At 64.5% G+C, this 20,040-nt stretch carries 20 protein-coding genes; 12 read left to right on the forward strand and 8 right to left on the reverse strand.

Features of this window, described 5'->3' with window-relative positions; genetic code table 11:
* The first annotated feature begins 60 nt into the window (after window positions 1-60).
* Entirely contained in the window at window positions 61-498 is a 438-nt protein-coding gene (locus tag KK488_RS20570; RefSeq protein WP_214625637.1) for a DNA polymerase III subunit chi, read from the forward strand.
* A gap of 63 nt (window positions 499-561) precedes the next feature.
* Here KK488_RS20570 and KK488_RS20575 read toward each other — a convergent pair whose 3' ends face one another.
* Entirely contained in the window at window positions 562-1,476 is a 915-nt protein-coding gene (locus KK488_RS20575) for an alpha/beta fold hydrolase (RefSeq protein ID WP_214625590.1), read from the reverse strand.
* 175 nt (window positions 1,477-1,651) lie between these two features.
* Here KK488_RS20575 and ndk point away from each other — a divergent pair, with 175 nt between their 5' ends.
* The 3 genes from ndk (at window position 1,652) to KK488_RS20590 (ending at window position 4,270) form a co-directional block, all read left to right on the forward strand.
* Window positions 1,652-2,074, forward strand: a complete 423-nt coding sequence (gene ndk, locus KK488_RS20580; RefSeq protein WP_214625591.1) for a nucleoside-diphosphate kinase — start codon at window positions 1,652-1,654, stop codon at window positions 2,072-2,074.
* A gap of 88 nt (window positions 2,075-2,162) precedes the next feature.
* Window positions 2,163-3,686, forward strand: coding sequence for a right-handed parallel beta-helix repeat-containing protein (locus tag KK488_RS20585; protein ID WP_250890853.1), 1,524 nt, complete (start codon window positions 2,163-2,165; stop codon window positions 3,684-3,686).
* A 77-nt stretch (window positions 3,687-3,763) separates the two neighbouring features.
* Window positions 3,764-4,270 carry a nuclear transport factor 2 family protein gene (locus tag KK488_RS20590; protein ID WP_214625592.1) on the forward strand — a complete coding sequence of 169 codons (507 nt, stop codon included), beginning with the start codon at window positions 3,764-3,766 and terminating at the stop codon, window positions 4,268-4,270.
* A gap of 73 nt (window positions 4,271-4,343) precedes the next feature.
* Here KK488_RS20590 and KK488_RS20595 read toward each other — a convergent pair whose 3' ends face one another.
* On the reverse strand, window positions 4,344-4,625 hold the full coding sequence (locus KK488_RS20595; protein ID WP_214625593.1) for a chorismate mutase: 282 nt from the start codon (window positions 4,623-4,625) through the stop codon (window positions 4,344-4,346).
* 108 nt (window positions 4,626-4,733) lie between these two features.
* On the opposite strand from KK488_RS20595, the gene KK488_RS20600 reads away from it, so the two are divergent.
* The 4 genes from KK488_RS20600 (at window position 4,734) to hrpB (ending at window position 10,111) form a co-directional block, all read left to right on the forward strand.
* On the forward strand, window positions 4,734-5,747 hold the full coding sequence (locus KK488_RS20600) for a polyprenyl synthetase family protein (protein ID WP_214625594.1): 1,014 nt from the start codon (window positions 4,734-4,736) through the stop codon (window positions 5,745-5,747).
* A 169-nt stretch (window positions 5,748-5,916) separates the two neighbouring features.
* Window positions 5,917-6,627 carry a glutathione S-transferase family protein gene (locus KK488_RS20605; RefSeq protein WP_214625595.1) on the forward strand — a complete coding sequence of 237 codons (711 nt, stop codon included), beginning with the start codon at window positions 5,917-5,919 and terminating at the stop codon, window positions 6,625-6,627.
* Window positions 6,624-7,430 (forward strand): isocitrate lyase/PEP mutase family protein, encoded by an 807-nt coding sequence (locus KK488_RS20610; protein ID WP_214625596.1) that lies wholly within the window; start codon window positions 6,624-6,626, stop codon window positions 7,428-7,430. The genes KK488_RS20605 and KK488_RS20610 overlap by 4 nt, the downstream gene beginning before the upstream one ends.
* A gap of 212 nt (window positions 7,431-7,642) precedes the next feature.
* A complete protein-coding gene (gene hrpB / locus KK488_RS20615; RefSeq protein ID WP_214625597.1) occupies window positions 7,643-10,111 on the forward strand; it encodes an ATP-dependent helicase HrpB in 2,469 nt (822 codons plus the stop codon).
* On the opposite strand, the gene KK488_RS20620 is transcribed toward hrpB, so the two are convergent.
* On the reverse strand, window positions 10,098-10,676 hold the full coding sequence (locus tag KK488_RS20620; protein WP_214625598.1) for a DUF1877 family protein: 579 nt from the start codon (window positions 10,674-10,676) through the stop codon (window positions 10,098-10,100). The genes hrpB and KK488_RS20620 overlap by 14 nt on opposite strands.
* Window positions 10,677-10,859: 183 nt before the next feature.
* Here KK488_RS20620 and KK488_RS20625 point away from each other — a divergent pair, with 183 nt between their 5' ends.
* Window positions 10,860-11,138: an ETC complex I subunit gene (locus KK488_RS20625; RefSeq protein WP_214625599.1), complete on the forward strand. Its 279-nt coding sequence runs from the start codon at window positions 10,860-10,862 to the stop codon at window positions 11,136-11,138.
* An 11-nt stretch (window positions 11,139-11,149) separates the two neighbouring features.
* Here the strand turns inward: KK488_RS20625 and KK488_RS21505 are convergent, their stop codons facing one another.
* From KK488_RS21505 to purM, 5 genes are all read right to left on the reverse strand, one after another.
* Window positions 11,150-12,307, reverse strand: coding sequence for a hypothetical protein (locus KK488_RS21505; protein WP_250890855.1), 1,158 nt, complete (start codon window positions 12,305-12,307; stop codon window positions 11,150-11,152).
* A gap of 102 nt (window positions 12,308-12,409) precedes the next feature.
* Window positions 12,410-13,096, reverse strand: coding sequence for a lamin tail domain-containing protein (locus KK488_RS20635; RefSeq protein WP_214625600.1), 687 nt, complete (start codon window positions 13,094-13,096; stop codon window positions 12,410-12,412).
* A gap of 119 nt (window positions 13,097-13,215) precedes the next feature.
* Window positions 13,216-14,187 (reverse strand): phosphoribosylglycinamide formyltransferase, encoded by a 972-nt coding sequence (gene purN / locus KK488_RS20640; RefSeq protein WP_214625601.1) that lies wholly within the window; start codon window positions 14,185-14,187, stop codon window positions 13,216-13,218.
* Entirely contained in the window at window positions 14,184-14,771 is a 588-nt protein-coding gene (locus KK488_RS20645) for a GNAT family N-acetyltransferase (RefSeq protein ID WP_214625602.1), read from the reverse strand. Before KK488_RS20645 ends, purN begins: the two co-directional genes overlap by 4 nt.
* A gap of 22 nt (window positions 14,772-14,793) precedes the next feature.
* Window positions 14,794-15,900, reverse strand: coding sequence for a phosphoribosylformylglycinamidine cyclo-ligase (purM, locus tag KK488_RS20650; RefSeq protein ID WP_214625603.1), 1,107 nt, complete (start codon window positions 15,898-15,900; stop codon window positions 14,794-14,796).
* A 59-nt stretch (window positions 15,901-15,959) separates the two neighbouring features.
* Here purM and KK488_RS20655 point away from each other — a divergent pair, with 59 nt between their 5' ends.
* The 3 genes from KK488_RS20655 to KK488_RS20665 are packed head-to-tail and all read left to right on the forward strand — an operon-like array spanning window position 15,960 to window position 20,027.
* Window positions 15,960-17,225, forward strand: a complete 1,266-nt coding sequence (locus KK488_RS20655) for a heavy-metal-associated domain-containing protein (RefSeq protein WP_349356948.1) — start codon at window positions 15,960-15,962, stop codon at window positions 17,223-17,225.
* On the forward strand, window positions 17,222-17,836 hold the full coding sequence (locus KK488_RS20660) for a P-loop NTPase family protein (protein WP_214625604.1): 615 nt from the start codon (window positions 17,222-17,224) through the stop codon (window positions 17,834-17,836). Before KK488_RS20655 ends, KK488_RS20660 begins: the two co-directional genes overlap by 4 nt.
* A gap of 40 nt (window positions 17,837-17,876) precedes the next feature.
* Window positions 17,877-20,027 (forward strand): RNA degradosome polyphosphate kinase, encoded by a 2,151-nt coding sequence (locus KK488_RS20665; protein WP_214625641.1) that lies wholly within the window; start codon window positions 17,877-17,879, stop codon window positions 20,025-20,027.
* The last annotated feature ends 13 nt before the right edge of the window (window positions 20,028-20,040 follow it).

Consider the following 20,040-nt stretch of genomic DNA (forward strand, 5'->3'; position numbering starts at 1 on the left):
CATGAGACCCCGGCGTTCGCTGGGGTGACGGCCGTGGAGCAGCGCTGTATGGCCACATCCATGCAGGTCGATTTCTACCAGCTCAGCCGCGATCCCGCCGAGGCGGTGATCCCGGTGATCGCCCGCCGCATCCTTGAGGACGGCGGGCGGCTGCTCGTCGTGTCGAGCGAGCGGCCGCAGCTCGATCGCATCTCCCAGGGCCTGTGGAGCGCCGGCCCGGAGACATACCTGGCCAATGATCATGCCGATGCCGCAATGCCGGAGGTCCAGCCCATCTTGCTTGCGGACGCCTGCGCCGCCGCCAATGGCGCTCGCCACATCGCGCTGGCCGATGGTCGCTGGCGCGAGGAAGCGCTCGGCTTCGAGCGCGCTTTCTATTTCTTCGACGACGAGACGATCGACGAAGCGCGCGCGGCCTGGCGCGCGCTCAGCAAGGTCGAAGGCGTTTCACCGAGGTTCTGGAGGCAGGACGGCGGCAAATGGCGGCAAGGGCCTTAGACGACCCGAAGGCGTCACGTGGCTGCAAAACTTTGCGCGCGTTGTTGTGGGTGCCTCTTGTTTTTACCGCTTCTGGTCGAGAAAGGCTCTGACGGTCTTCACCGTAATCGCCGGCTGCTCCTCCATCACCCAATGACCCGCGCCGGGGATCACGGCGCCCTGCACATTCGATGCGGCAAACCCCATCACGGTTGCCATCGTCGTGCCGAAAGACTTCTCGCCGCCGATCGCCAGCACCGGCATGGCGAGCTTGCCCGCCGCAAGGAAGGCGTGATTGTCGATCGCGTCCTGATCGAATGCTGCGAACTGCGCGAAGCCGGCGTGCATGGCGCCGGGCAGGGCATACAAAGCCGCATAATGCTGGCGCGAGGCCTCGTCGAAATTCTTGGGGTCGGCCGAGAACTCGTTCCAGAAGCGGTCGAGATAAATGCGCTCGCGTCCGGCGACGAGCCGCTCCATGTCCGGCCCGCCGAAGCGGAAATGCCACAGTAGCGGGTTCTTGAGGATTTCCTCCCACGGGCCGACGCCCGGCAGCGGCGCGTCCATCAGCACCAGCCTGGTCGTGCGCTGCGGATATTGCGCGACGAAGGCATAGGCGACCATGTTGCCGATGTCGTGCCCGACAATGTCCGCCTTCTGCACCTTGAGCGCATCGAGGAGCGCGGCGATGTCCTGCCCCTGCGTCTTCTTGTCATAGCCGCCGGCGGGACGCTGCGAGAGGCCCATGCCGCGCAGATCGGGCACGATGACCAGATGATCGCGGGCCAGATCGGCCGCGAGCGGCGCCCACATGTCACCGGTCTCGCCATAGCCGTGGATCAGGACGACTGCCGGGCCGCTGCCGCCGACGCGGACATGCTGGGCGATGCCGTTGGCCTTGATGTCCTGAACCTTGAAACTGGACGGATAGGCCGGAACCTGCGCAAGCGCGGGTGCGGTGGCGATCATGGCGATCGCGATCAAGATGCGGCGGAACATTGGACGATCTCCCTGTCGGGCGAAGCCTGCAGGGCGCGGCCCTTTTCCCCCGCGCGGAACATGCCATTCCTTTGAATGGTTTGCGAGCCAAATCCACCGCACCCTTGATCCCGCAACGCTTCGCCGCTAGAGGGCGCGCGTCTTTCTTTTCAGCCGAAAATTCCGGAGATTTCCCATGGCGGTGACCCGCACCTTCTCGATCATCAAGCCCGACGCCACGCGCCGCAACCTGACCGGCGCCGTCACCAAGATGCTGGAGGAAGCCGGCCTGCGTGTCGTGGCTTCGAAGCGGATCCACATGACCCGCGAGCAGGCCGAGGGCTTCTATGCGGTCCACAAGGAGCGCCCCTTCTTCGGCGAGCTGGTCGAATTCATGATTTCCGGTCCGGTCGTGGTCCAGGTGCTCGAAGGCGAGAACGCCATGCAGCGCAATCGCGACGTCATGGGCGCCACCAACCCGGCCAATGCCGAGCCCGGCACGATCCGCAAGGAGCTGGCCGAATCGATCGAGGCGAACACGGTCCATGGTTCGGACAGCGATGAGAATGCCGCGATCGAGATCGCCTATTTCTTCAAGCCGGAAGAGATTGTCGGCTGAACATTATGCCATTGCCGGCGCGAGCCGGGATGACGAATGGAGGGGCTGCCGGCTATGCTAGCGGCCCCTTTCTTGTGTGGGGACCGGTTTGAAACGCCAATTCGCCATCCTTCTCGCCCTGCTGTGCGCCTCGGCCGCGCCTGCCGAGATATGGCACATCGATTCCGAACATGGCGACGACGCCTATACCGGCCTCGCGCCGGACCAGGCATGGCGGTCGTTTGCCCAGCTTCTGCGGGCCGACATCAAGCCCGGCGACACCGTCTTGCTCATGGCGGGATCGGCTTGGCGTGAACCGCTGCTCCTGACCCATTCCGGAACCGCCGAGGCGCCGATAACGATCACGCGGGGCGGGGAGGGGCCACGGCCGCGCATTGAGGTCGGCGGGGTAGCCGAAAACGCCGTCGAGATCCGCAATGCCGACAACATTGCCGTCAGCGGCCTTGAGCTCACCAACACCGGTCCCGGCACGGGCCTGCGCCGCGGCGTGTTCATCAATGCCATCGATTTTGGCGTGGCGACCAACATCGCGCTGCGTGATCTCTATATTCACGACATCAAAGGCACCAACGAGCGCAAGGATAATGGCGGCATCGTCTTCTCCGCGCTCGGGCCGGCGGTGCCTACGCGATTCGAGGGCATCACCATCGAGCGCAACCTGCTGTGGAAGGTGGATCGGTCGGGGATTGCCGGAATCAGCGATCAGGTGAGCGTGGCGCGCTGGTTTCCCAGCCGCTTCGTGGTGATCCGCGACAATGTCCTGGAGGACATCGGTGGCGATGGCATCGTCGCGCGCGGCGCGGACGGCACGCTGATCGAGCATAACATCGTGCGCCACGCCGCGTCGCGTGCGCCCGGTTACAATGTCGCCATCTGGCAATGGAGCACGGACAATACGCTGATCCAGCTAAACGAAGCGGCCTTCACTCACGGCATCTACGACGGGATGGGCTTCGATTCCGATTTCAATTCGCGCAACACGACCTTGCTGTCCAATTTCAGCCACGACAATGAGGGTGGCTTTCTCCTGATCTGCACGCCGGTGGTACGGGATCCGGTCGAGAATATCGGCAATAGCGGCACGCTCGTCCGGCAGAATGTGAGCTACAATGATCGCGAGCGGATCATCCAGCTCGGCGGCGCATCGGATGCGTTGATCGAAAAGAATGTGATCCACGCCGGGCCGGGCGAGGTCCAGATGGTCGTCGCGACCTGGTGGGATGGCTGGTCCGAGCGGATCACCCTGCGTGACAATCTGCTGGGGACGCGCGGGACGGCGCACTATGGCTATGAGACCGGTCGATCGGGTGGCCATTATGTGGCGAGCCCCGGCTTCCCGCCGCCGCTGAGCGTCGCCTTTGACGGCAATGTCTATGCCGGCGAGCATCTCGACCGGCCCGCCGACGCGACCGGCCGCGAGAAGAGCGCCAGGGAGCCGCGGCCGGAGCAATGGGCGGTGCCGGTGCTCGATCCCGCGCGGCCGGACGATCTGCCTGGGTTCCTGGCACGTCACAGGGCCTGGATGCTGGCCATGCTGCGCCGCGAGCTCGGCGAGCGGCCCGCGCTGGAGCAGCCCCGGCTGATGATGCCTGTCGACTATCGTCGGCGCTGAGCCGTCGCCGCATCGCCCTTGCCAGCCCAGTCATTCCTCTCTAAGAAATTACTACACATGATAAGGAAGAGGAAGTCATGAGCGACACATTGGAACAGACTGACGCCCTGAAGCTGGTTCAGGAAGTGCGCGATCGCATGGCAATCGAGGAATTGTTCGTCCGCTATTATTCGGGCCTGGGCAGCGGCGATCCCGATGCGTTCGGCGGCTTCTTCGCCGAAAATCCGGAGCTGGACGTGAACGGCATCGTCTGCCGTAGTACCGAAGAGATCCGCACCATGTATGCCGAGGTGGACGCCGACAAGCCGAACCTGATCGGCCAGTTCCGCATGATGCTCACCAACCTCATCATCGAGGTCGACGGCGACACGGCGCGTGCCCAGATGCTCTGGACGCAGACCCTCAACGAGACGATCAAGTCGGTGCCGCGCTTCATCGAGCAGGGTCGCGAATATGATCTGCTGGTGAAGCAAGGCGGGCGCTGGAAGATCAAGAAGCGCGTCGTCATCGCCGACTCCAACCTGCCGGACATGATGGACAAGACCTACACGCCGCGCGCCGACTATCAGATGTCTTCGCTCTGATCCGGCAATAACCGGTCATCTCGGGGGAAGAAGCCCCGCCGCAGCAGCATGCGGCGGGGCTTCGTCTATTCTGCTATTCTGCCGCCCGCGCTTTCTCGTGATGGCGGATCACTTCATCGATGATGAAGCGCAGGAATTTCTCGGTGAAGTCCGGGTCGAGATTGGCGTCCTCGGCCAGGCGCCGCAGCCGGGCGATCTGCTGGCCCTCGCGCGCCGGGTCGGCCGGGGGCAGGGCGGCGCCGGCCTTGTATTCGCCCACTGCCTTGGTGACCTTGAACCGCTCCGCCAGCATGAAGACGAGCGCCGCGTCGATATTGTCGATGCTTTCGCGATAGCGCCTGAGCGTTTCGTCCATGCCGCGGCCTTCTCCCTTTTTTGACGGGGCGCATCACTCGCCGCTCTTGTCGCACATGGCAAGCCTATTTGCTTGCCAAAGCGCCATCGGCTCGCCACAGGACCGGCCATGAGCGCCACGATCCATCGCATGCCGGGCCGCGCCGCCCCGTCTCTCCAGCCGATGATGAGCCTCGTCGCCGAGGACATGAACGCCGTCAATGCGGTGATCCTCGCGCGGATGCAGTCGCGCATCCCGTTGATCCCGGAACTGGCCGGCCACCTCATCGCGGGCGGCGGCAAACGCATGCGGCCCATGCTGACGCTCGCCTGCGCGCGGCTGCTCGATTATGCCGGCACGCGCCATCACAAGCTCTCGGCCGCGGTCGAGTTCATCCACACCGCGACCCTGCTGCACGACGATGTCGTTGACGGCAGCGGCATGCGCCGGGGTCGCCGCACCGCCAACATGATCTGGGGCAACAATGCCTCGGTCCTCGTCGGCGATTTCCTGTTCAGCCGCTCGTTCGAGCTGATGGTCGAGGATGGCTCCCTGAAGGTACTGCGCATCCTCTCCAATGCCTCGGCGGTGATCGCGGAGGGCGAGGTGAACCAGCTCACCGCCCAGCGCCGCATCGAGACGGACGAGGACCAGTATCTCGACATCATCGGCGCCAAGACCGCCGCGCTCTTCGCCGCCGCCTGCCGCATTTCCGCGGTCGTCGCCGAGCGGCCCGAGTCGGAGGAGCTGGCGCTCGATGCCTATGGCCGCAATCTCGGCATCGCCTTCCAGCTCGTCGACGACGCAATCGACTATGTCTCGGACGGCGCGACGATGGGCAAGGACACGGGTGACGATTTCCGCGACGGCAAGATCACCCTGCCGGTGATCCTGGCTTATGCGCGCGGCAGCGAAGCCGACCGCAAGTTCTGGAAGGACGCCATGTCCGGCCTGCTCGGCGAGACGGCCGATCTCGGCCATGCCCAGAGCCTGCTGGCCGCGAGCGGCGCCATCGACGATACACTCGCCCGCGCCCGTCACTATGGTCAGCGCGCGATCGACGCGATCGGCATGTTCGGCAACGGCGCGGCCAAGTCGGCATTGGTCGAGGCCGTCGAGTTCGCGATCGCGCGGGCCTATTAAGCTTGTACCGAAGGCGGGTTCGCGCCGGACGTCACCTTCGGGGCTGTCGATCGTCGGCCTGACAGATCTGTGGCGGCGGGCGGTTTGAGTTCTAGCCGGGCGATCGTGCTGCCATAAAGCGGTAATGCGACGGTATAAGGGATGCCGACGTCATCGAGAGGAACCGTTCATGAGCAAGCTGGATCAATTCCCCATCGCGCGCCGCTGGCCTGCCACCAATCCGGACGTCATCCAGCTTTACGGCCTGCCGACGCCCAATGGCGTCAAGGTGTCGATCGCGCTGGAGGAGATGGGGCTGCCGTACGAGCCACACCTTGTCGATATCATGAAGAATGAAAGCTGGACCGAGGAGTTTCTCGCGCTCAATCCCAACGGCAAGATCCCGGTGATCATCGATCCGGACGGGCCGGACGGTAAGCCGATCGGCCTCATCGAATCGAATGCCATCCTGCTCTATCTCGCCGAGAAATCCGGCAAGCTGATCCCGGCGGATCGCGCCGGCCAGCTCAAGGTGCGCGAGTGGTTGTTCCTGCAGGCCGCCCATATCGGCCCGATGTTCGGCCAGGTCGGCTTCTTCCATAAATTCGCCGGCAAGGACATCGAGGACAAGCGCCCGCGCGATCGTTTCGTGGGTGAGGCCAAGCGGATGCTGAAGCTGCTCGACGATGTGCTTGCCGATGGCCGATCCTGGCTGATGGGCGACGACTTTACGATCGTCGAGTGTGCCTGTCTCGGCTGGGTGCGCAATCTCATCGGTTTCTATGAAGCCGGCGAACTGGTCGACTATGCCTCGCTGAAGCATGTGCCGCGCTGGCTGGAGGCCGGCTTGGCGCGGCCCGCCGTCCAAAGGGGACTTGCGATTCCGGCGAGGGCGGCATGAGCGCGCAGGCCGAGCGCTACGAGCGCTTCCGTGCACTGCACGAGCGGCCCGGTGCCTTCATCATGCCCAATGCCTGGGATGCGCTCTCCGCAGCGCTGCTGGCGCGTGAGGGATTCGAGGCGCTGGGATCGACATCGGCCGCGATTGCGTTCGCTTTGGGCAGGCAGGACGGCGCACATGCTGTGAGCCGCGCGGAAGCGATCGACAACGCCGTTTTGCTCGGCGCCGCCAGCGGTCTGCCGATCAACGGCGATCTGGAGGATGGCTTCGGGCCGGATCCGGATGATTGCGTCGCGACGGTTGAAGCGGCGATCGCGGCGGGTCTTGCCGGGCTTGGCATAGAGGATACGACGGCCAATCGCGCCAATCCGATCCATGGCTTCGATACAGCCGTGGCGCGGATCGCCGCTGCTGCGAAGGCCGCAAACGGTCGCATCCTGCTCACCGCCCGTGCCGACAACTTCATCAACGGACGGCCTGACCTCGACGACACGATCCGTCGCCTCACCGCATTCGCCGAGGCCGGCGCGGACGTGCTCTATGCGCCCGGCCTGCCGTCGCTCGAGGCGATCGAGGCGGTGGTCAGGGCGGTTGCGCCGAAACCGGTCAATGTCCTGATCGGCCCGGGGGATCTCGCCACGCTGTCGGCGCTTGGCGTCAAGCGCATCAGCATGGGCGGCGCCCTCCAGCGCCGGGCTTATGATGGCCTCATCGACGCTGCGCAGGCCTTGCAAGCTGGAAACATGGCGGATGCGGGGGCCAGGCTCGGCCATGGCGAGGTGATGGCGCTGTTCGCAAAATAAACACCCCTCCCTTTCAAGGGAGGGGCGCACCAGGTCGGTCATGCCCCTGGCATGACCTAAACAGCGCGGGGCGCTGTTTACCTGATGCGGGGTGGGTGTCGCGCAGCGATCTGCAACGTCGAATTCCCCACCCCAACGCCTCCCCTGAAGGGGAGGGGCTTTTGAAATATCCACCCTTGCCCTCGTTATGAGCAAGCTGCACGGAGGCACCGATGAACCTCCCCATCCAAGCCGTCCTGCCTGATCTTCTTGCGGCCTTGCGCGAGCGCCCGAGCGCCGTGCTGGTCGCGCCGCCGGGGGCGGGCAAGACGACGATGGTCGCGCCGGCTCTGCTCCCCGAGCCCTGGGTTGCCGGGGGACAGATCTGGCTGCTCTCGCCCCGCCGGCTCGCCGCGCGGGCGGCTGCCGAGCGGATGGCAGATCTGGCGGGCGAGAAGGTGGGCGAGATGATCGGCTATGCAACCCGGCTGGAAAGCCGCAGTTCCGCTCGCACGCGCATCCTCGTCGTCACCGAAGGCATCTTCCGCCGCCGCATTCAGGCCGATCCGGAGCTGGCGGGCGTGGCCGCCGTCCTGTTCGACGAGGTGCATGAGCGTAGCCTGGAGGGCGATTTCGGCCTCGCACTCGCGCTGGATGCGCAGGCCGGACTGCGCGAGGATCTGCGTCTGCTCGCGATGTCCGCGACGCTCGATGGCGCCCGCTTCGCCGCGCTGATGGACGGCGCGCCGGTCATCGAAAGCCAGGGGCGCAGCTACCCTATCGACCTGCGCCATATCGGTCGTCCGGCCGACGCGCGCATCGAGGACGCCATGGCCGCCGCCATCCGCCGCGCACTGAGCGAGGAGAGCGAAGGTGATCTGCTCGCGTTCCTCCCTGGTGTCGGCGTGATCGAGCGGACGGCCGAGCGCCTGACCGGGCTGGCTCTCCACATTGCGCTGCACAAGCTGCACGGATCGCTCGATCCCGCCGAGCAACGCGCGGCACTGAGGCCGGCACCGCCCGGTACGCGTAAGATCATCCTGGCCACCAGCATCGCCGAGACCAGCCTCACCATCGACGGCGTGCGCATCGTTATCGATTCGGGTCTCGCGCGTCGCCCTCGCCACGATCTGGCCGCTGGACTCACGCGCCTCGTTACCGAACGCGCGAGCCAGGCCGCCGTGACCCAGCGCGCTGGTCGAGCGGGTCGACAGGCCCCCGGCGTCGCCTATCGCCTCTGGGAAGCTGCGGCGACTGCCGGCCTGCCGCCCTTCGATCCGCCGGAAATCCTGGAAAGCGACCTGACGGGTCTCACGCTCGACTGCGCCGTCTGGGGCGTAACGGATCCGGCCAGCCTGCGCTGGCTCGATCCGCCGCCTGCCGCCTCGATCAGCGAGGCGCGCCGCCGGCTGATCGCGATCGATGCGCTGGATGGCGAGGGCAGGGCGACCGCCCATGGCCGCGCCGTGGCGGAGCTTCCTCTGGAACCGCGCCTTGCTCACATGCTGCTCGTCTCCGCGACGGAGGGGGAAGCCGCCGCGGCCGCGGATGTCGCCGTGCTGCTCACAGAGCGCGGTCTGGGCGGCCCATCGGTCGATCTTGTGCGGCGGCATGCCAATTGGGCGCGCGAGCGCGGTCCTCGCGCCGAGGGCGCGCGGGGCCTTGCCCGGCGCTGGCTCGCTTTGGTCAAGGGCACCGGCCGTAGCGGACCGATCGACGACGCCCTCCTAGCCCGCTGCCTCATCCGCGCATTCCCGGACCGAATCGCCAAGCGCCGCGATTCCACCGGCGCGGACTGGATCAGCGTCGGCGGTCGCGGCTTCCGGCTCGATCCTGCCGATCCGCTGGCCCGGGCCGCGTGGCTTGCAGTCGGGGAGATCCAGGGCAGCGCCGTGGGCGCGCGTATCCTTTCGGCTGTCGCGATGGAGGAAGGGGAGGTTCTTGCCACCGCCGCCGCGCGCATCACGGACAAGCGTATCGTGCGCTGGCGCAAGGATCTGGCCGGCGTCGAGGCGTTGCGCGAGCGCTGGCTCGGAGCCATTCGCCTGAGCAGTGGCCCGGATGAGGCGCCCGAGCGTGCAGCGGTCATCGCGACGCTCGCGCGGGCGCTGCGGAGCGAAGGCCTCGGCCATCTCCCTTGGGGCAAAGCAGCCGAATCCCTGCGCACCCGCGCCGATTTTGCGGGCGTTGGCGCGCCGATCTCGGATGCCGCCCTGCTTGACGATGCGGAGGCATGGCTGGACCTGCTCCTGCCCGCCAGTGCCCGCCGCTTGACCGGCATCGATCCGGGTGCCCTGCACGGCCTGCTTACCCAGCGCCTCGGCTGGGACGCGACCCGGCAGATCGAAGCACTTGCACCGGCCGAGTTCCGCAGCCCGGCAGGCAGTCATCACGCCATCGATTATGCCGCGCCCGCCGGGCCGACCGTGGAACTGCGGGTTCAGGCGCTGTTCGGGCTGGCCGATCATCCCACCGTGGGCGTCGAGCGCATCCCGCTGGTCCTCTCGCTCACGTCGCCGGCCGGCCGGCCGATCCAGACCACGCGTGATCTGCCGGGTTTCTGGAAGGGGAGTTGGGCGGCGATCGCCAAGGAGATGCGCGGCCGCTATCCCCGGCATCCCTGGCCCGACGATCCGGCCAGCGCCAGTGCGACGCTGCGCACCAAGCGGGCCGATGCGCGGAGCGATCCTAGCTCCAGATGAGCAGGACGGACTCGCCGGCATCGGCTGCCGATCGATAGAAATGCTTTAGCCGGCTCAGATAGGGCAACAGGTAGAAGAGGAAGAGATCCTCGCCTTCCTCCATCCAGTTTCCGGGCAAGACGTCATCGCGATCCATTGTAGCGAAATCGAGGTGCAGACGCAGGGATTCCTCGGTGAGCCCGGCGAGCGCAGTTGAGAGCGCCGGCACGCGCTCTGCCGGGTAGAGCACTGCCGCCAGTCCGATATCGGGAATGATGACGCCGCCTTCCTTCCACCTCTCGATCGCGGCGAGAGCGTCCTCGACGGGCATCCTGTCGATTGCCGCCAGGGACCGGCGCGCCTCGTGGTCGGGCCAGTCCGCATCGCGCATCAGTCGGTCATGATAGGCCGCTTCTGCGCGCTTGCGCGGCGAGGCAAGCCATGCGAGGCCATCGGTCGCCCTGTCGATGTCGATCATCGTCACGTCCTTTCCGGCAAAGCAGCGTTCCGGGATGCTGTCCGGATCGGCGCACAGACTTTCCATGATGGCCGGCTTCGCGCGGACATAGGTGCAAATGATGCTCATTGGGCCCTCTTGCAGTTGGCGACGAGGGAGCACGATAGCGGTATTCGATCCATTTTAGCGGGCGAGAGCCGGGGACTGATCCAAAACGGACATGACTGGCGGCAGGGGCGCCCGGCGCACATATTCTTGACATCGCGCCCCGCTTTGGGCGACGGCAGCAGCATTGAACAAGGGAGTAGCTCGATGTCCGCGCGGATCTACCAGATGCCCAAGAATGCCCTGCAATCGGGCAAGGCGCGCACCTCGACCTGGATGCTGGAATTCGCGCCCGCCGAGGCCAAGAAGCCAGACCCGATGACGGGCTGGGCCGGCTCGGGCGATACGCAGGAACAGGTCAAGCTGACCTTCGACAGCGCGGACGCCGCCAGCGCTTATTGTGAGCGGAATGGCATCGCATACAACATCATCAAGACGCCGCCCAAGACACTGAAGATTCAGGCTTATGCCGATAATTTTCGCTGAACCACCATCATTCAACGGGCGGTTCGTTTCGCGCTAGCTTGCAGAAGTGCCTCCATTTCCTGAATGGAATCTCTACCCTTGATGGCCTCTCCAATTTTATCGTCTGGATCTGCCTCGAAATAGGATTTCATCTGAACCGTGACGGAGGCGAGTCTTTCAAACGTTTCCTCTCCAATTCTCTTGCGGACCATCTTGAGTCCCTCGGTCAGCGCAAAAAAAGTCGTTTCAATATTCATGTCAGGAAAATACCCAGTCTTGTCTTCGAATTTGGGAGAGTGAAGAAGCATCCAGCTCAATAAATCCATAACCTCGCTGATATTCTTGGGAATATAGGGCTTGTACGACTGCATTTCATTTCTCCAGAGGTGCGATTGCGTAAATGCTATGCGGCCAGCCCGGACATCTCGAATTGCTTCGTCGTAGGCCTTGTCCGTACTCTCTTGGATGAAGCGCAGCAGTTCGACTTGCAGAGGCCTAAGGTCTCCTCGCCTTCGATACATTATGGCTGCCCGCTCCAGTCGTAGATGGCGTATAAGATTGATTTGTCCTTTGAGCGTCTGCGGAAAACCTAGGGACTCAAAATGATAACTGGGGTCCATGCTTTGAATGTCTGCAATCAGGCGATCAATGTGTGCTTCAGTTAGCGCAACTGAGAGATTTTGCGCAGGGCCCGTCAAATCCAAAATATTATCCGCCATGGCGACGATAATTCCACCGGGCCCCTTATGAAAGTTAGGAAAGACCTCCTGCAAAGTTACTGGGTCGTTGAGCGGAGGTCCGCCATTATTACCTATTCTGACCCGAGGATTTGGACGATAATTGGCGGGGGTGAGCTTCGCGGAGTTGCTTGTTGACTGAGCCTGTCCAATCGATGCCTCGGACTCCGTCTTCCCAGTGGGTAAAATATCTGGTTTCCTGCGCGTTGTAGCGATTGATGCAGAGGCTGGGCGCGGGCCGCGATTGTGGGAGACAATTACATGCTGTAGCGAGCGCGGCCCACCGGGTGCAAAGGTAAACCGCCCGTCGCGAGGATCATGATATGGATTGAATTTCCGCTCTGTCGCGATTGGCAACATCTGAAGATCGAGATGCTGGCCGGTGCGGAGATAATGTTCGAACTGAAGGCGTTTACCTGATTTACGTGCGACTTTCGAACAATGTTCCATCATTCTCTGCTCCCGCCTGAAGCGGGAACATTTCAAGAACAAATCCTACTAGTCAAGCCCGAATGGACCCGACCTTCCAATGATCGGGCCCACCGATTTTTATCCTCAGGCGAAGCTGACGGTCCGCTTGCGGCGGGCGGCGGCGCCGATCAGCGCGAAGCCACCGATCATCATCGCCCAGGTCGCGGGCTCCGGAACGGCGGCCGTCGCCGTGAACGGATAGCGGCCCGGATTGCCGAGGTCGGCCGGCGAGGTCGGCGCGAAGGCCGAGCCATAGGCATCGCCCACCGAGGCGTTGAGGAACTGCGCGTTGACCACCTGACCGGTCACGCCTTCCGGACGATTGCGCGAGATGCCGCGCGTCGTGCCCGAATAGGTGACGCTGTCGACCAACGTGCCGGCATTCTGCGTGGCCGAGCTGTAGATGTTGATCGTGTCATCGCTGCCGAGATTCGAGTTGCCGCCGATCGAGAAGACCCGGACGGTCGAAGCGAGGCCCCAATAGGTGCGGAACGCATCGGGCGTCATCTCGGTCAGGACGATCGATTCGTTGGCGGCAAGCGTGCCGAAGAAATTGCCGAACGAGACCGGATTGTTGGGGTTATTGTCGTTGTAGCTCCAGCCGTTGATGTCGACTGCGGTGCTGCTGATGTTGGTGAGCTCGAAAAACTCGCGGTTCCCCGAATTGGCGCCCTGATACATGAATTCGGTGATGCGGACGTCGGCCCGGGCGGTCGTCGCGCCGGCGATCGCGGCGAGCGCGATGAGGGCAGTGGACAGGATCTTGGTCATTTTGTCAGACTCCCACTTGTCGTTAACGGAAAAGGTTAACAGTGGGCGCCTATGCGGAGAGTTTGACAGGCCGCTTACCGATTCATGACTCTTTTGCGCCGCGGCGCGCCTCGGCCGGTTCAGAATGTTTCGGCTATTTCCATGAGCTTGCTCAGTCGCCGCGGGGCGACGGCGCGCCAGCTCTTGGCGAGCCAGTCGCTGACATGATCCCAGTCGACACCCGGCCGGTCGAGCTTGAGCGCGATCCAGCCAGCCGCGCCATAATAAGCCGGGCGATAATAGATGTCCGGCTCGGCATCGATGAGCGCGGTCATCTCGTCCGGCCCCGAGGTCTTGACCAGCAGGGCGACGGCATCCTCGCCATGATGATTGACCGAGACATAGGCGAAGAATTTGCCGCTCTTCTCGCCGCCGACCCGCCAGCCCAGGCTGCCGTGGGATGAGCGGGCATCCGTCTCGGGCAAGGCGAGCGCGAGTTCGCCGACCCTGGCGATGATCCAGTCCGCATCCATTTCCCGCCCGACATAGTCGGCGAGCATGCGCGGATAGAGCTGATATTCGGCATAGAGCACGCGCTGGGCGAGCGTCTCGGGTGTGTCACCGGATAGGATCGCGACCGGGATCTGGCCGAGCACGGGTCCGGCATCCAGCTCTGGCGTCACGATATGCACCGTGCAGCCGCCGTGGCTGTCGCCGGCGTCGATCGCGCGCTGGTGCGTGTCGAGGCCGGGATATTTGGGCAGCAGCGAGGGGTGGGTGTTGAGCATCCGGCCGGTCCATTGCGCGACAAAGCCCGGCGAGAAGATGCGCATATAGCCGCACAGCGCGACATAGTCGGCGCCGGACCGCTCGATCTGCTCCTGCATGACCGCGTCATGCGCCTCGCGCGTCAGCCCCTTGTGGCTGTGCGCGAAGGTCGGGATGCCCTCTGCGGCCGCGACCTGAAGACCCCGCGCATCCGGCTTGTTGGAGAGGACAAGCACGATCTCATAGGGACAATCGGGCAGGCGCGAGGCGAACAGCAGCGAGGCCATGGTCGTGCCCGTGCCGGACAGCATGACGGCGACTTTGGCTTTTCCTGACTTGTTCATGCTTCGCCTCGTTCAAGTCTTTTCGTCCAGATCAACTGCGTCTCGTCCGGATGCTCCGGATAGGCATCCTCGTTTGCCCGGATCAGGCGAAACCCGGCTCTTGCATAGCATCGGCAGGCAGCAAGGTTGATGTTTTGCGTCTCGACCCTGATTTCGTTGCAGCCATGTTGCTTGGCCCAACTCTCCGCCGTCGCGATCAGGCGCGTACCGATACCCTGTTCGCGCGCGGTGGCCAGAACGCGAAGATCCCAGATGACGGCAAGATCGTGTCTGCCCTCGAGCATATCCAAGTCTGCCGCGTCGAACGCAATAAGCGCCGATCCTACGTTCTGCTCATCGGCTCGCGCCAGCAGCAATCCCCAATGGGAGAGATCGAAGCGCTCCACCCAGGATCCTGGCCGGTTTCCCGCAATGCCGTCATAGTCTTTGATGTAGGGCGTAGCGATTGTCCGCTCTACGAGGTCGAAGCCACCGTCGTCATTCCCGATGACATCGCAAATTCGCTCGACGCGAAAGGCGCAGGATATTGCCGCGATGTCCGGTACAAGCGCGACGCTGACCTCCTCGATGTCGATCGATGCCATATCCACGCCCCGAACGGCTTCGTCAGCCCAGATGCGTTGCTTCCCAGGCTGCCATCGCGCTCCAGGCGTCCGCCGAGCCGCTGACGGTGCAGCCCTTGGCGCCCGCGCGAATCTCGCCGATGCGGTGGACCGTCTCGCCGGCCTCGGTCAGGGCCGCCATCGCTGCACCCACATCGCCCGGCGCGACCACCACGGCCATGCCGATCCCGCAATTGAAGGTCCGCGCCATCTCCCCCGGCTCGATATGGCCCTGCGCCTGCAGGAAGGCCATGAGGCGCGGCTGTTCCCAGAGGTCCGCCTCGATATAAGCGTGGAGATCGGCGGGCAGCACGCGCGGGATATTCTCCAGCAGCCCGCCGCCGGTGATGTGCGCCATGGCGTGGACCAACCCCTTGCGCACCAGCGGCAGCAGCGGCTTCACATAGATGCGCGTCGGCGCCATCAGCGCGTCGATCAGCAGCACGTCCTGATCGAACAGGGCGGGGCGGTCCAGCTTCCAGCCCTTGTCGGCGGCGAGGCGACGCACCAGCGAATAGCCGTTCGAATGCACGCCGGAGGAGGCGAGGCCGAGAATCACGTCGCCCTCCGCCACCTTGTCGGCGGTCAGCACTTCGTCGCGCTCCACGGCGCCGACGCAGAAGCCGGCGAGGTCATAGTCGCCATCGGCATACATGCCTGGCATTTCCGCCGTCTCGCCGCCGATCAGCGCACAGCCGGCCTGCTTGCAGCCCTCCGCGATGCCGGCGATCACGCGCTCGGCGACGCCATTGTCGAGTTTCCCGGTGGCGAAATAATCCAGGAAGAAGAGCGGCTCGGCACCCTGCACGATGAGGTCGTTGGCGCACATGGCGACGAGATCGATGCCGACCGTGTCGTGCTTGCCGCTGTCGATGGCGAGCTTGAGCTTGGTGCCGACGCCGTCATTGGCAGCGACCAGCAGCGGATCCTTGAAGCCCGCCGCGCGCAGATCGAAGAAGCCGCCAAAGCCGCCCAGATCCGCGTCCGCGCCCGGCCGGCGGGTCGCCTTGGCGAGCGGGGCGATGGCGCGCACCAGCGCATTGCCGGCGGCGATGTCGACGCCGGCTTGCGCATAGGTATAGCCGGCGGGTTCGTTGTGCTTCGGGTCCATGCTGAGCGCCTTACCAAATCGCGCTTGGTTTTCCAGAACAATGCCGCCAAAAGGGCGCCGTGACGCTCAGCCTCCCTTCTCTGCGCCCCATTCATCTCGTTTTCGCGCTGGTGCTGGCGGCCTTCGCGGCCGTGCTCGTCGCGCAGATCGAGGGCGAGCGCGGCATCGCGCCGATCGCCTCCAATGGCGACTTCGAGGTGCGCGATATCAAGGTCGACGTCTATGGCAAGACCAGCGAGCAGGCCCGCGCAACGGGCTGGCGCCTGGCGCAGCGCCTGGGCTGGCGCGCGCTCTGGCAGCGCACGAATGGCGGACCCGGGCCGATGCTTTCAGATGGAACGCTCGACGCTTTGGTCTCCGGCATCGAGGTGCAGCAGGAGCAGATCGGCCCCAATCGCTATATCGCCACGCTCGCCATCCTGTTCGATCGCGCCCGCGCGGGACAGGCGATGGGGGTCAGCGGACAGGTAATGCGCTCGCCGCCGCTGCTGGTGATTCCCGTGCTCTGGGATGGCGGCGTCGCCACCACTTTCGAGACGCCGACCGAGTGGCAGAAGGCCTGGGCGCTGTTCCGCACCGCGGACAGCTCGATCGATTATGTGCGCACCACCGGTGACGGAGCTGACCCGATGCTGCTGAACGCCGGCCAGCCGAGTCGCAGGGGGCGCAACTGGTGGCGTGTCCTGCTCGATCTCTATGGCGCGGCCGACGTGATCATGCCGATCGCGCGGCTTGAACGCACCTGGCCCGGCGGGCCGGTCACTGGCCATTTCGCCGCGCGGTACGGCCCCGACAATCAGCTCATCGGCAGCTTCACGCTGCAGGCGAAAAGCGCCGCCGACATTCCGAAGATGATGGCCGATGCGGTGAGCAAGATCGATGCGCTCTACAGTCAGGCGCTGATCGGCGGCCAGTTGCGACCTGATCCCTCGCTGGTGATCGAGGAGCCGCTCAACGCCGTCGAGCTGAGCAATGTGGGTGATCTCGATTCACTGATGGCGGCCCTGCCGAGCGAGGATGGTGGCGCGCCGGTCGGCGGCGGGGCGATCACGATCCAGTTCGAAACGCCCACGGCCGCGTCGGTCGGCGAAGCGGAAGCGCTGATGCGCGCGATTCCGGGGGTTCGCAGCGCCTCAACGAGCAGCCTCGCGCTTGGCGGCATGTCGGTCATGCAGGTGGGCTTCGACGCGGCGCCGGAACAATTGCGCACAGCTTTGGAAGCGCGCGGCTTCACTGTCACCGGATCGGGTACGGCCCTGCGGATCGTCAAACGTGCCGCGCCGCCTGCGCCCTCGCCGACGCCGGGGGGAAGCGGGGCGCGATGAGCCAGTTGCCGCTGCCCATGGCATGGTCGCGGCGCGGTGGACAGGAATTGCTGATCCACGGCGCGAATGCCGCGGCGATCGCTTTCCTGCGGGACCGGCTCTCCTGGCCTTCGCATTGCACCGTGCTGGTCGGTCCGCCCAAGTCCGGCCGGACGCTGATAGGCGAGCATTTCGCGGCGGAGGCCGGTGCGACCATCGTCGATGATGCCGATCGCGCGGACGAGGAGCGCCTCTTCCATCTCTGGAACGAAGTCAGGGACAGCGCCGGCGTCCTGCTCCTGATCGCGACAGAGCCGCCGCCGGTCTGGCGTATTGCGTTGCCCGATCTGCGCACGCGTCTCGCCACCGCCCATGTCGCGCGGATCAATCCGCCGGATGAGGCGATCGCAGCGGCCTTGATCGCGCATGGCCTTGAGTTGGCCGGTTCCGCTTTCGCGCCGGATGTGCCGGAATATCTCGCTCGCCGCACCCCGCGCTGCTATGAGGATATCGATGCCGTCGTGACGCGGCTCAACACACTGTCGCTGGCGTCGGGCGGGAAACTGTCGATAGCATCGGCGCGGCAAGCGCTCTGTAACAAAGACGACCTAGACGAGGCGCAAGGCCATTAGCTTGGCCGGGGACCATCACGGTGCAAGGGAACGAATGAGCGTGGCCGAAGCCGATCTGAGCCAGACGATGTCCGAGGCGGGCGCCGCCAATGAGGCGCGCTATTTCAACCGCGAGCTCTCCTGGCTCAATTTCAACCAGCGCGTTCTGGAGGAAGCCCGCAATCCGGCCCATCCGCTGCTCGAGCGACTCCGCTTTCTGTCCATCTCGGGCAACAATCTCGATGAATTTTTCATGGTCCGCGTCGCGGGCCTCAAGGGTCAGCAGCTTCAGGGCGTCGACCTGCGCTCGGTCGACGGGTTGACTCCCGCGCAGCAGCTCGATGCGCTGGAGGAGCGAGTCGATGCGCTAATGGGCGCGCAGCAGTCCGTCTGGCATGAGGTTCGCGAACAGCTCAAGCGCGCGAGCATCACCGTTCTGGGGCTCGATGCGGTCGACGCCAAGGCCGAGGCCTGGCTGCGCGCGCATTTCATGGAGCAGGTCTTCCCGATCCTGACGCCCCAGGCGCTCGATCCCGCGCATCCCTTTCCCTTCATTCCCAACAAGGGCCTCAGCCTCTTCTTCGATCTGGTGCGCGAATCGGACAAGGAGGCGCTGCAGGAGCTGGTCATTCTGCCCGCGACCTTGCCGCGCTTCATCCGCGTACCGGGCAAGGCCGCGCGCTACATTGCGATCGAGACGCTGGTCCGCCGCTACTGCGGGTTGCTTTTTCCGGGCTTCTTCGTGCGCGACAGCGGCCTCTTCCGCATCCTGCGCGACAGCGACATCGAAATTGAGGAAGAGGCCGAGGATCTCGTCCGCTATTATCGCAGCGCCATCAAGCAGCGCCGCCGCGGCCGCATCATCCGCATGGAGATCGAGAGCGGTGTGGCTCAGGCGGTCGAGGACAAGCTTCAGGACATGATGCAGGGCCATGAGGCCATGGTCGTCGACATTGACGGTTTCATGGGCATCGGCGATCTCGACCGGCTGGTCGAGGAGGATCGGCCGGATCTCAAGTTCACCGCTTATGCCCCGCGCTTCCCGGAGCGCATTCGCGAATATGGCGGGGATTGCTTCGCCGCGATCCGCGCGAAGGACATCGTCGTCCATCACCCTTATGAGAGCTTCGACGTCGTCATCGCCTTCCTCGCGCAGGCTGCGGCGGACCCTGATGTGGTGGCGATCAAGCAGACCCTCTATCGCGCCGGCAAGCAATCGGCGATCATCCGCGCGCTGATCGACGCTGCGGAGGCCGGCAAGTCGGTGACTGCGGTGGTCGAGCTCAAGGCGCGCTTCGACGAGGAGCAGAACCTGCTCTGGGCCAGTCAGCTGGAGCGGGCCGGCGTCCAGGTCGTCTATGGCTTCATCGAGTGGAAAACCCACGCCAAGATCTCGATGGTGGTGCGGCGCGAGGGCGACGGGTTCCGCACTTACTGCCATTTCGGCACCGGCAATTATCACCCCGTGACCGCGCGCATCTACACGGATCTCAGCTTCTTCACCGCCGATCCGCGCGCCGGGCGCGATGCCGCCGCGGTTTTCAACTATATTACCGGTTATGTTGAACCCCAGCACATGGAGCTGATCACCCTCTCACCGCTGCACCTGCGCCAGAATCTCACCAGCCTGATCGATGCCGAGATTGAGCATGCTCGCGCCGGCCGGGCGGGAACGATCTGGGCCAAGATGAATAGTCTTGTGGATTCGGCGATCATCGAGAAGCTCTATGCCGCCAGCAATGCCGGGGTCCGTATCGAGCTCATCATTCGCGGCATCTGCTGCCTGCGGCCGGGCGTGCCGGGCATGTCGGACAATATATCGGTCAAGTCGGTGATCGGGCGTTTCCTTGAACATAGCCGCATCTGGGCCTTCGGCAACGGCAAGGCGCTGCCCAACAATGACGCAAAAGTGTTCATCAGCTCGGCGGACTGGATGTCGCGCAATTTCGATCGCCGGGTCGAATATATGCTGCCGATCGAGAATCCGACCGTGCATGACCAGATCCTCGATCAGGTGTTGGTCGCTAATCTACTCGACAATGAGCAGAGCTGGGCGCTGCAGAGCGACGGCAGCTACGTGCGCCTCAAGCCCGATGGACATCCCTTCAACCTGCACCATTATTTCATGACCAACCCGTCGCTCTCCGGTCGCGGCGCGGCGCGGCGCAAGGATGAGGCCGTCCCCAAGCTGTCCTTGCCCAAGCGCCGCTGATCGGTACGAGACC

The sequence above is a fragment of the Sphingobium nicotianae genome (genome assembly GCF_018603885.1).
In the GTDB taxonomy this organism is placed as follows: domain Bacteria; phylum Pseudomonadota; class Alphaproteobacteria; order Sphingomonadales; family Sphingomonadaceae; genus Sphingobium; species Sphingobium nicotianae.

What these genes read in the sequence shown, in the direction of transcription:
- KK488_RS20570 (WP_214625637.1), top strand. Translation starts at nt 61, where the DNA reads ATGCAGGTCGATTTCTACCAGCTCAGCCGCGATCCCGCCGAGGCGGTG.
- KK488_RS20575 (WP_214625590.1), bottom strand. Translation starts at nt 1,476, where the DNA reads ATGTTCCGCCGCATCTTGATCGCGATCGCCATGATCGCCACCGCACCC.
- ndk (WP_214625591.1), top strand. Translation starts at nt 1,652, where the DNA reads ATGGCGGTGACCCGCACCTTCTCGATCATCAAGCCCGACGCCACGCGC.
- KK488_RS20590 (WP_214625592.1), top strand. Translation starts at nt 3,764, where the DNA reads ATGAGCGACACATTGGAACAGACTGACGCCCTGAAGCTGGTTCAGGAA.
- KK488_RS20595 (WP_214625593.1), bottom strand. Translation starts at nt 4,625, where the DNA reads ATGGACGAAACGCTCAGGCGCTATCGCGAAAGCATCGACAATATCGAC.
- KK488_RS20600 (WP_214625594.1), top strand. Translation starts at nt 4,734, where the DNA reads ATGAGCGCCACGATCCATCGCATGCCGGGCCGCGCCGCCCCGTCTCTC.
- KK488_RS20605 (WP_214625595.1), top strand. Translation starts at nt 5,917, where the DNA reads ATGAGCAAGCTGGATCAATTCCCCATCGCGCGCCGCTGGCCTGCCACC.
- KK488_RS20610 (WP_214625596.1), top strand. Translation starts at nt 6,624, where the DNA reads ATGAGCGCGCAGGCCGAGCGCTACGAGCGCTTCCGTGCACTGCACGAG.
- hrpB (WP_214625597.1), top strand. Translation starts at nt 7,643, where the DNA reads ATGAACCTCCCCATCCAAGCCGTCCTGCCTGATCTTCTTGCGGCCTTG.
- KK488_RS20620 (WP_214625598.1), bottom strand. Translation starts at nt 10,676, where the DNA reads ATGAGCATCATTTGCACCTATGTCCGCGCGAAGCCGGCCATCATGGAA.
- KK488_RS20625 (WP_214625599.1), top strand. Translation starts at nt 10,860, where the DNA reads ATGTCCGCGCGGATCTACCAGATGCCCAAGAATGCCCTGCAATCGGGC.
- KK488_RS21505 (WP_250890855.1), bottom strand. Translation starts at nt 12,307, where the DNA reads ATGATGGAACATTGTTCGAAAGTCGCACGTAAATCAGGTAAACGCCTT.
- KK488_RS20635 (WP_214625600.1), bottom strand. Translation starts at nt 13,096, where the DNA reads ATGACCAAGATCCTGTCCACTGCCCTCATCGCGCTCGCCGCGATCGCC.
- purN (WP_214625601.1), bottom strand. Translation starts at nt 14,187, where the DNA reads ATGAACAAGTCAGGAAAAGCCAAAGTCGCCGTCATGCTGTCCGGCACG.
- KK488_RS20645 (WP_214625602.1), bottom strand. Translation starts at nt 14,771, where the DNA reads ATGGCATCGATCGACATCGAGGAGGTCAGCGTCGCGCTTGTACCGGAC.
- purM (WP_214625603.1), bottom strand. Translation starts at nt 15,900, where the DNA reads ATGGACCCGAAGCACAACGAACCCGCCGGCTATACCTATGCGCAAGCC.
- KK488_RS20660 (WP_214625604.1), top strand. Translation starts at nt 17,222, where the DNA reads ATGAGCCAGTTGCCGCTGCCCATGGCATGGTCGCGGCGCGGTGGACAG.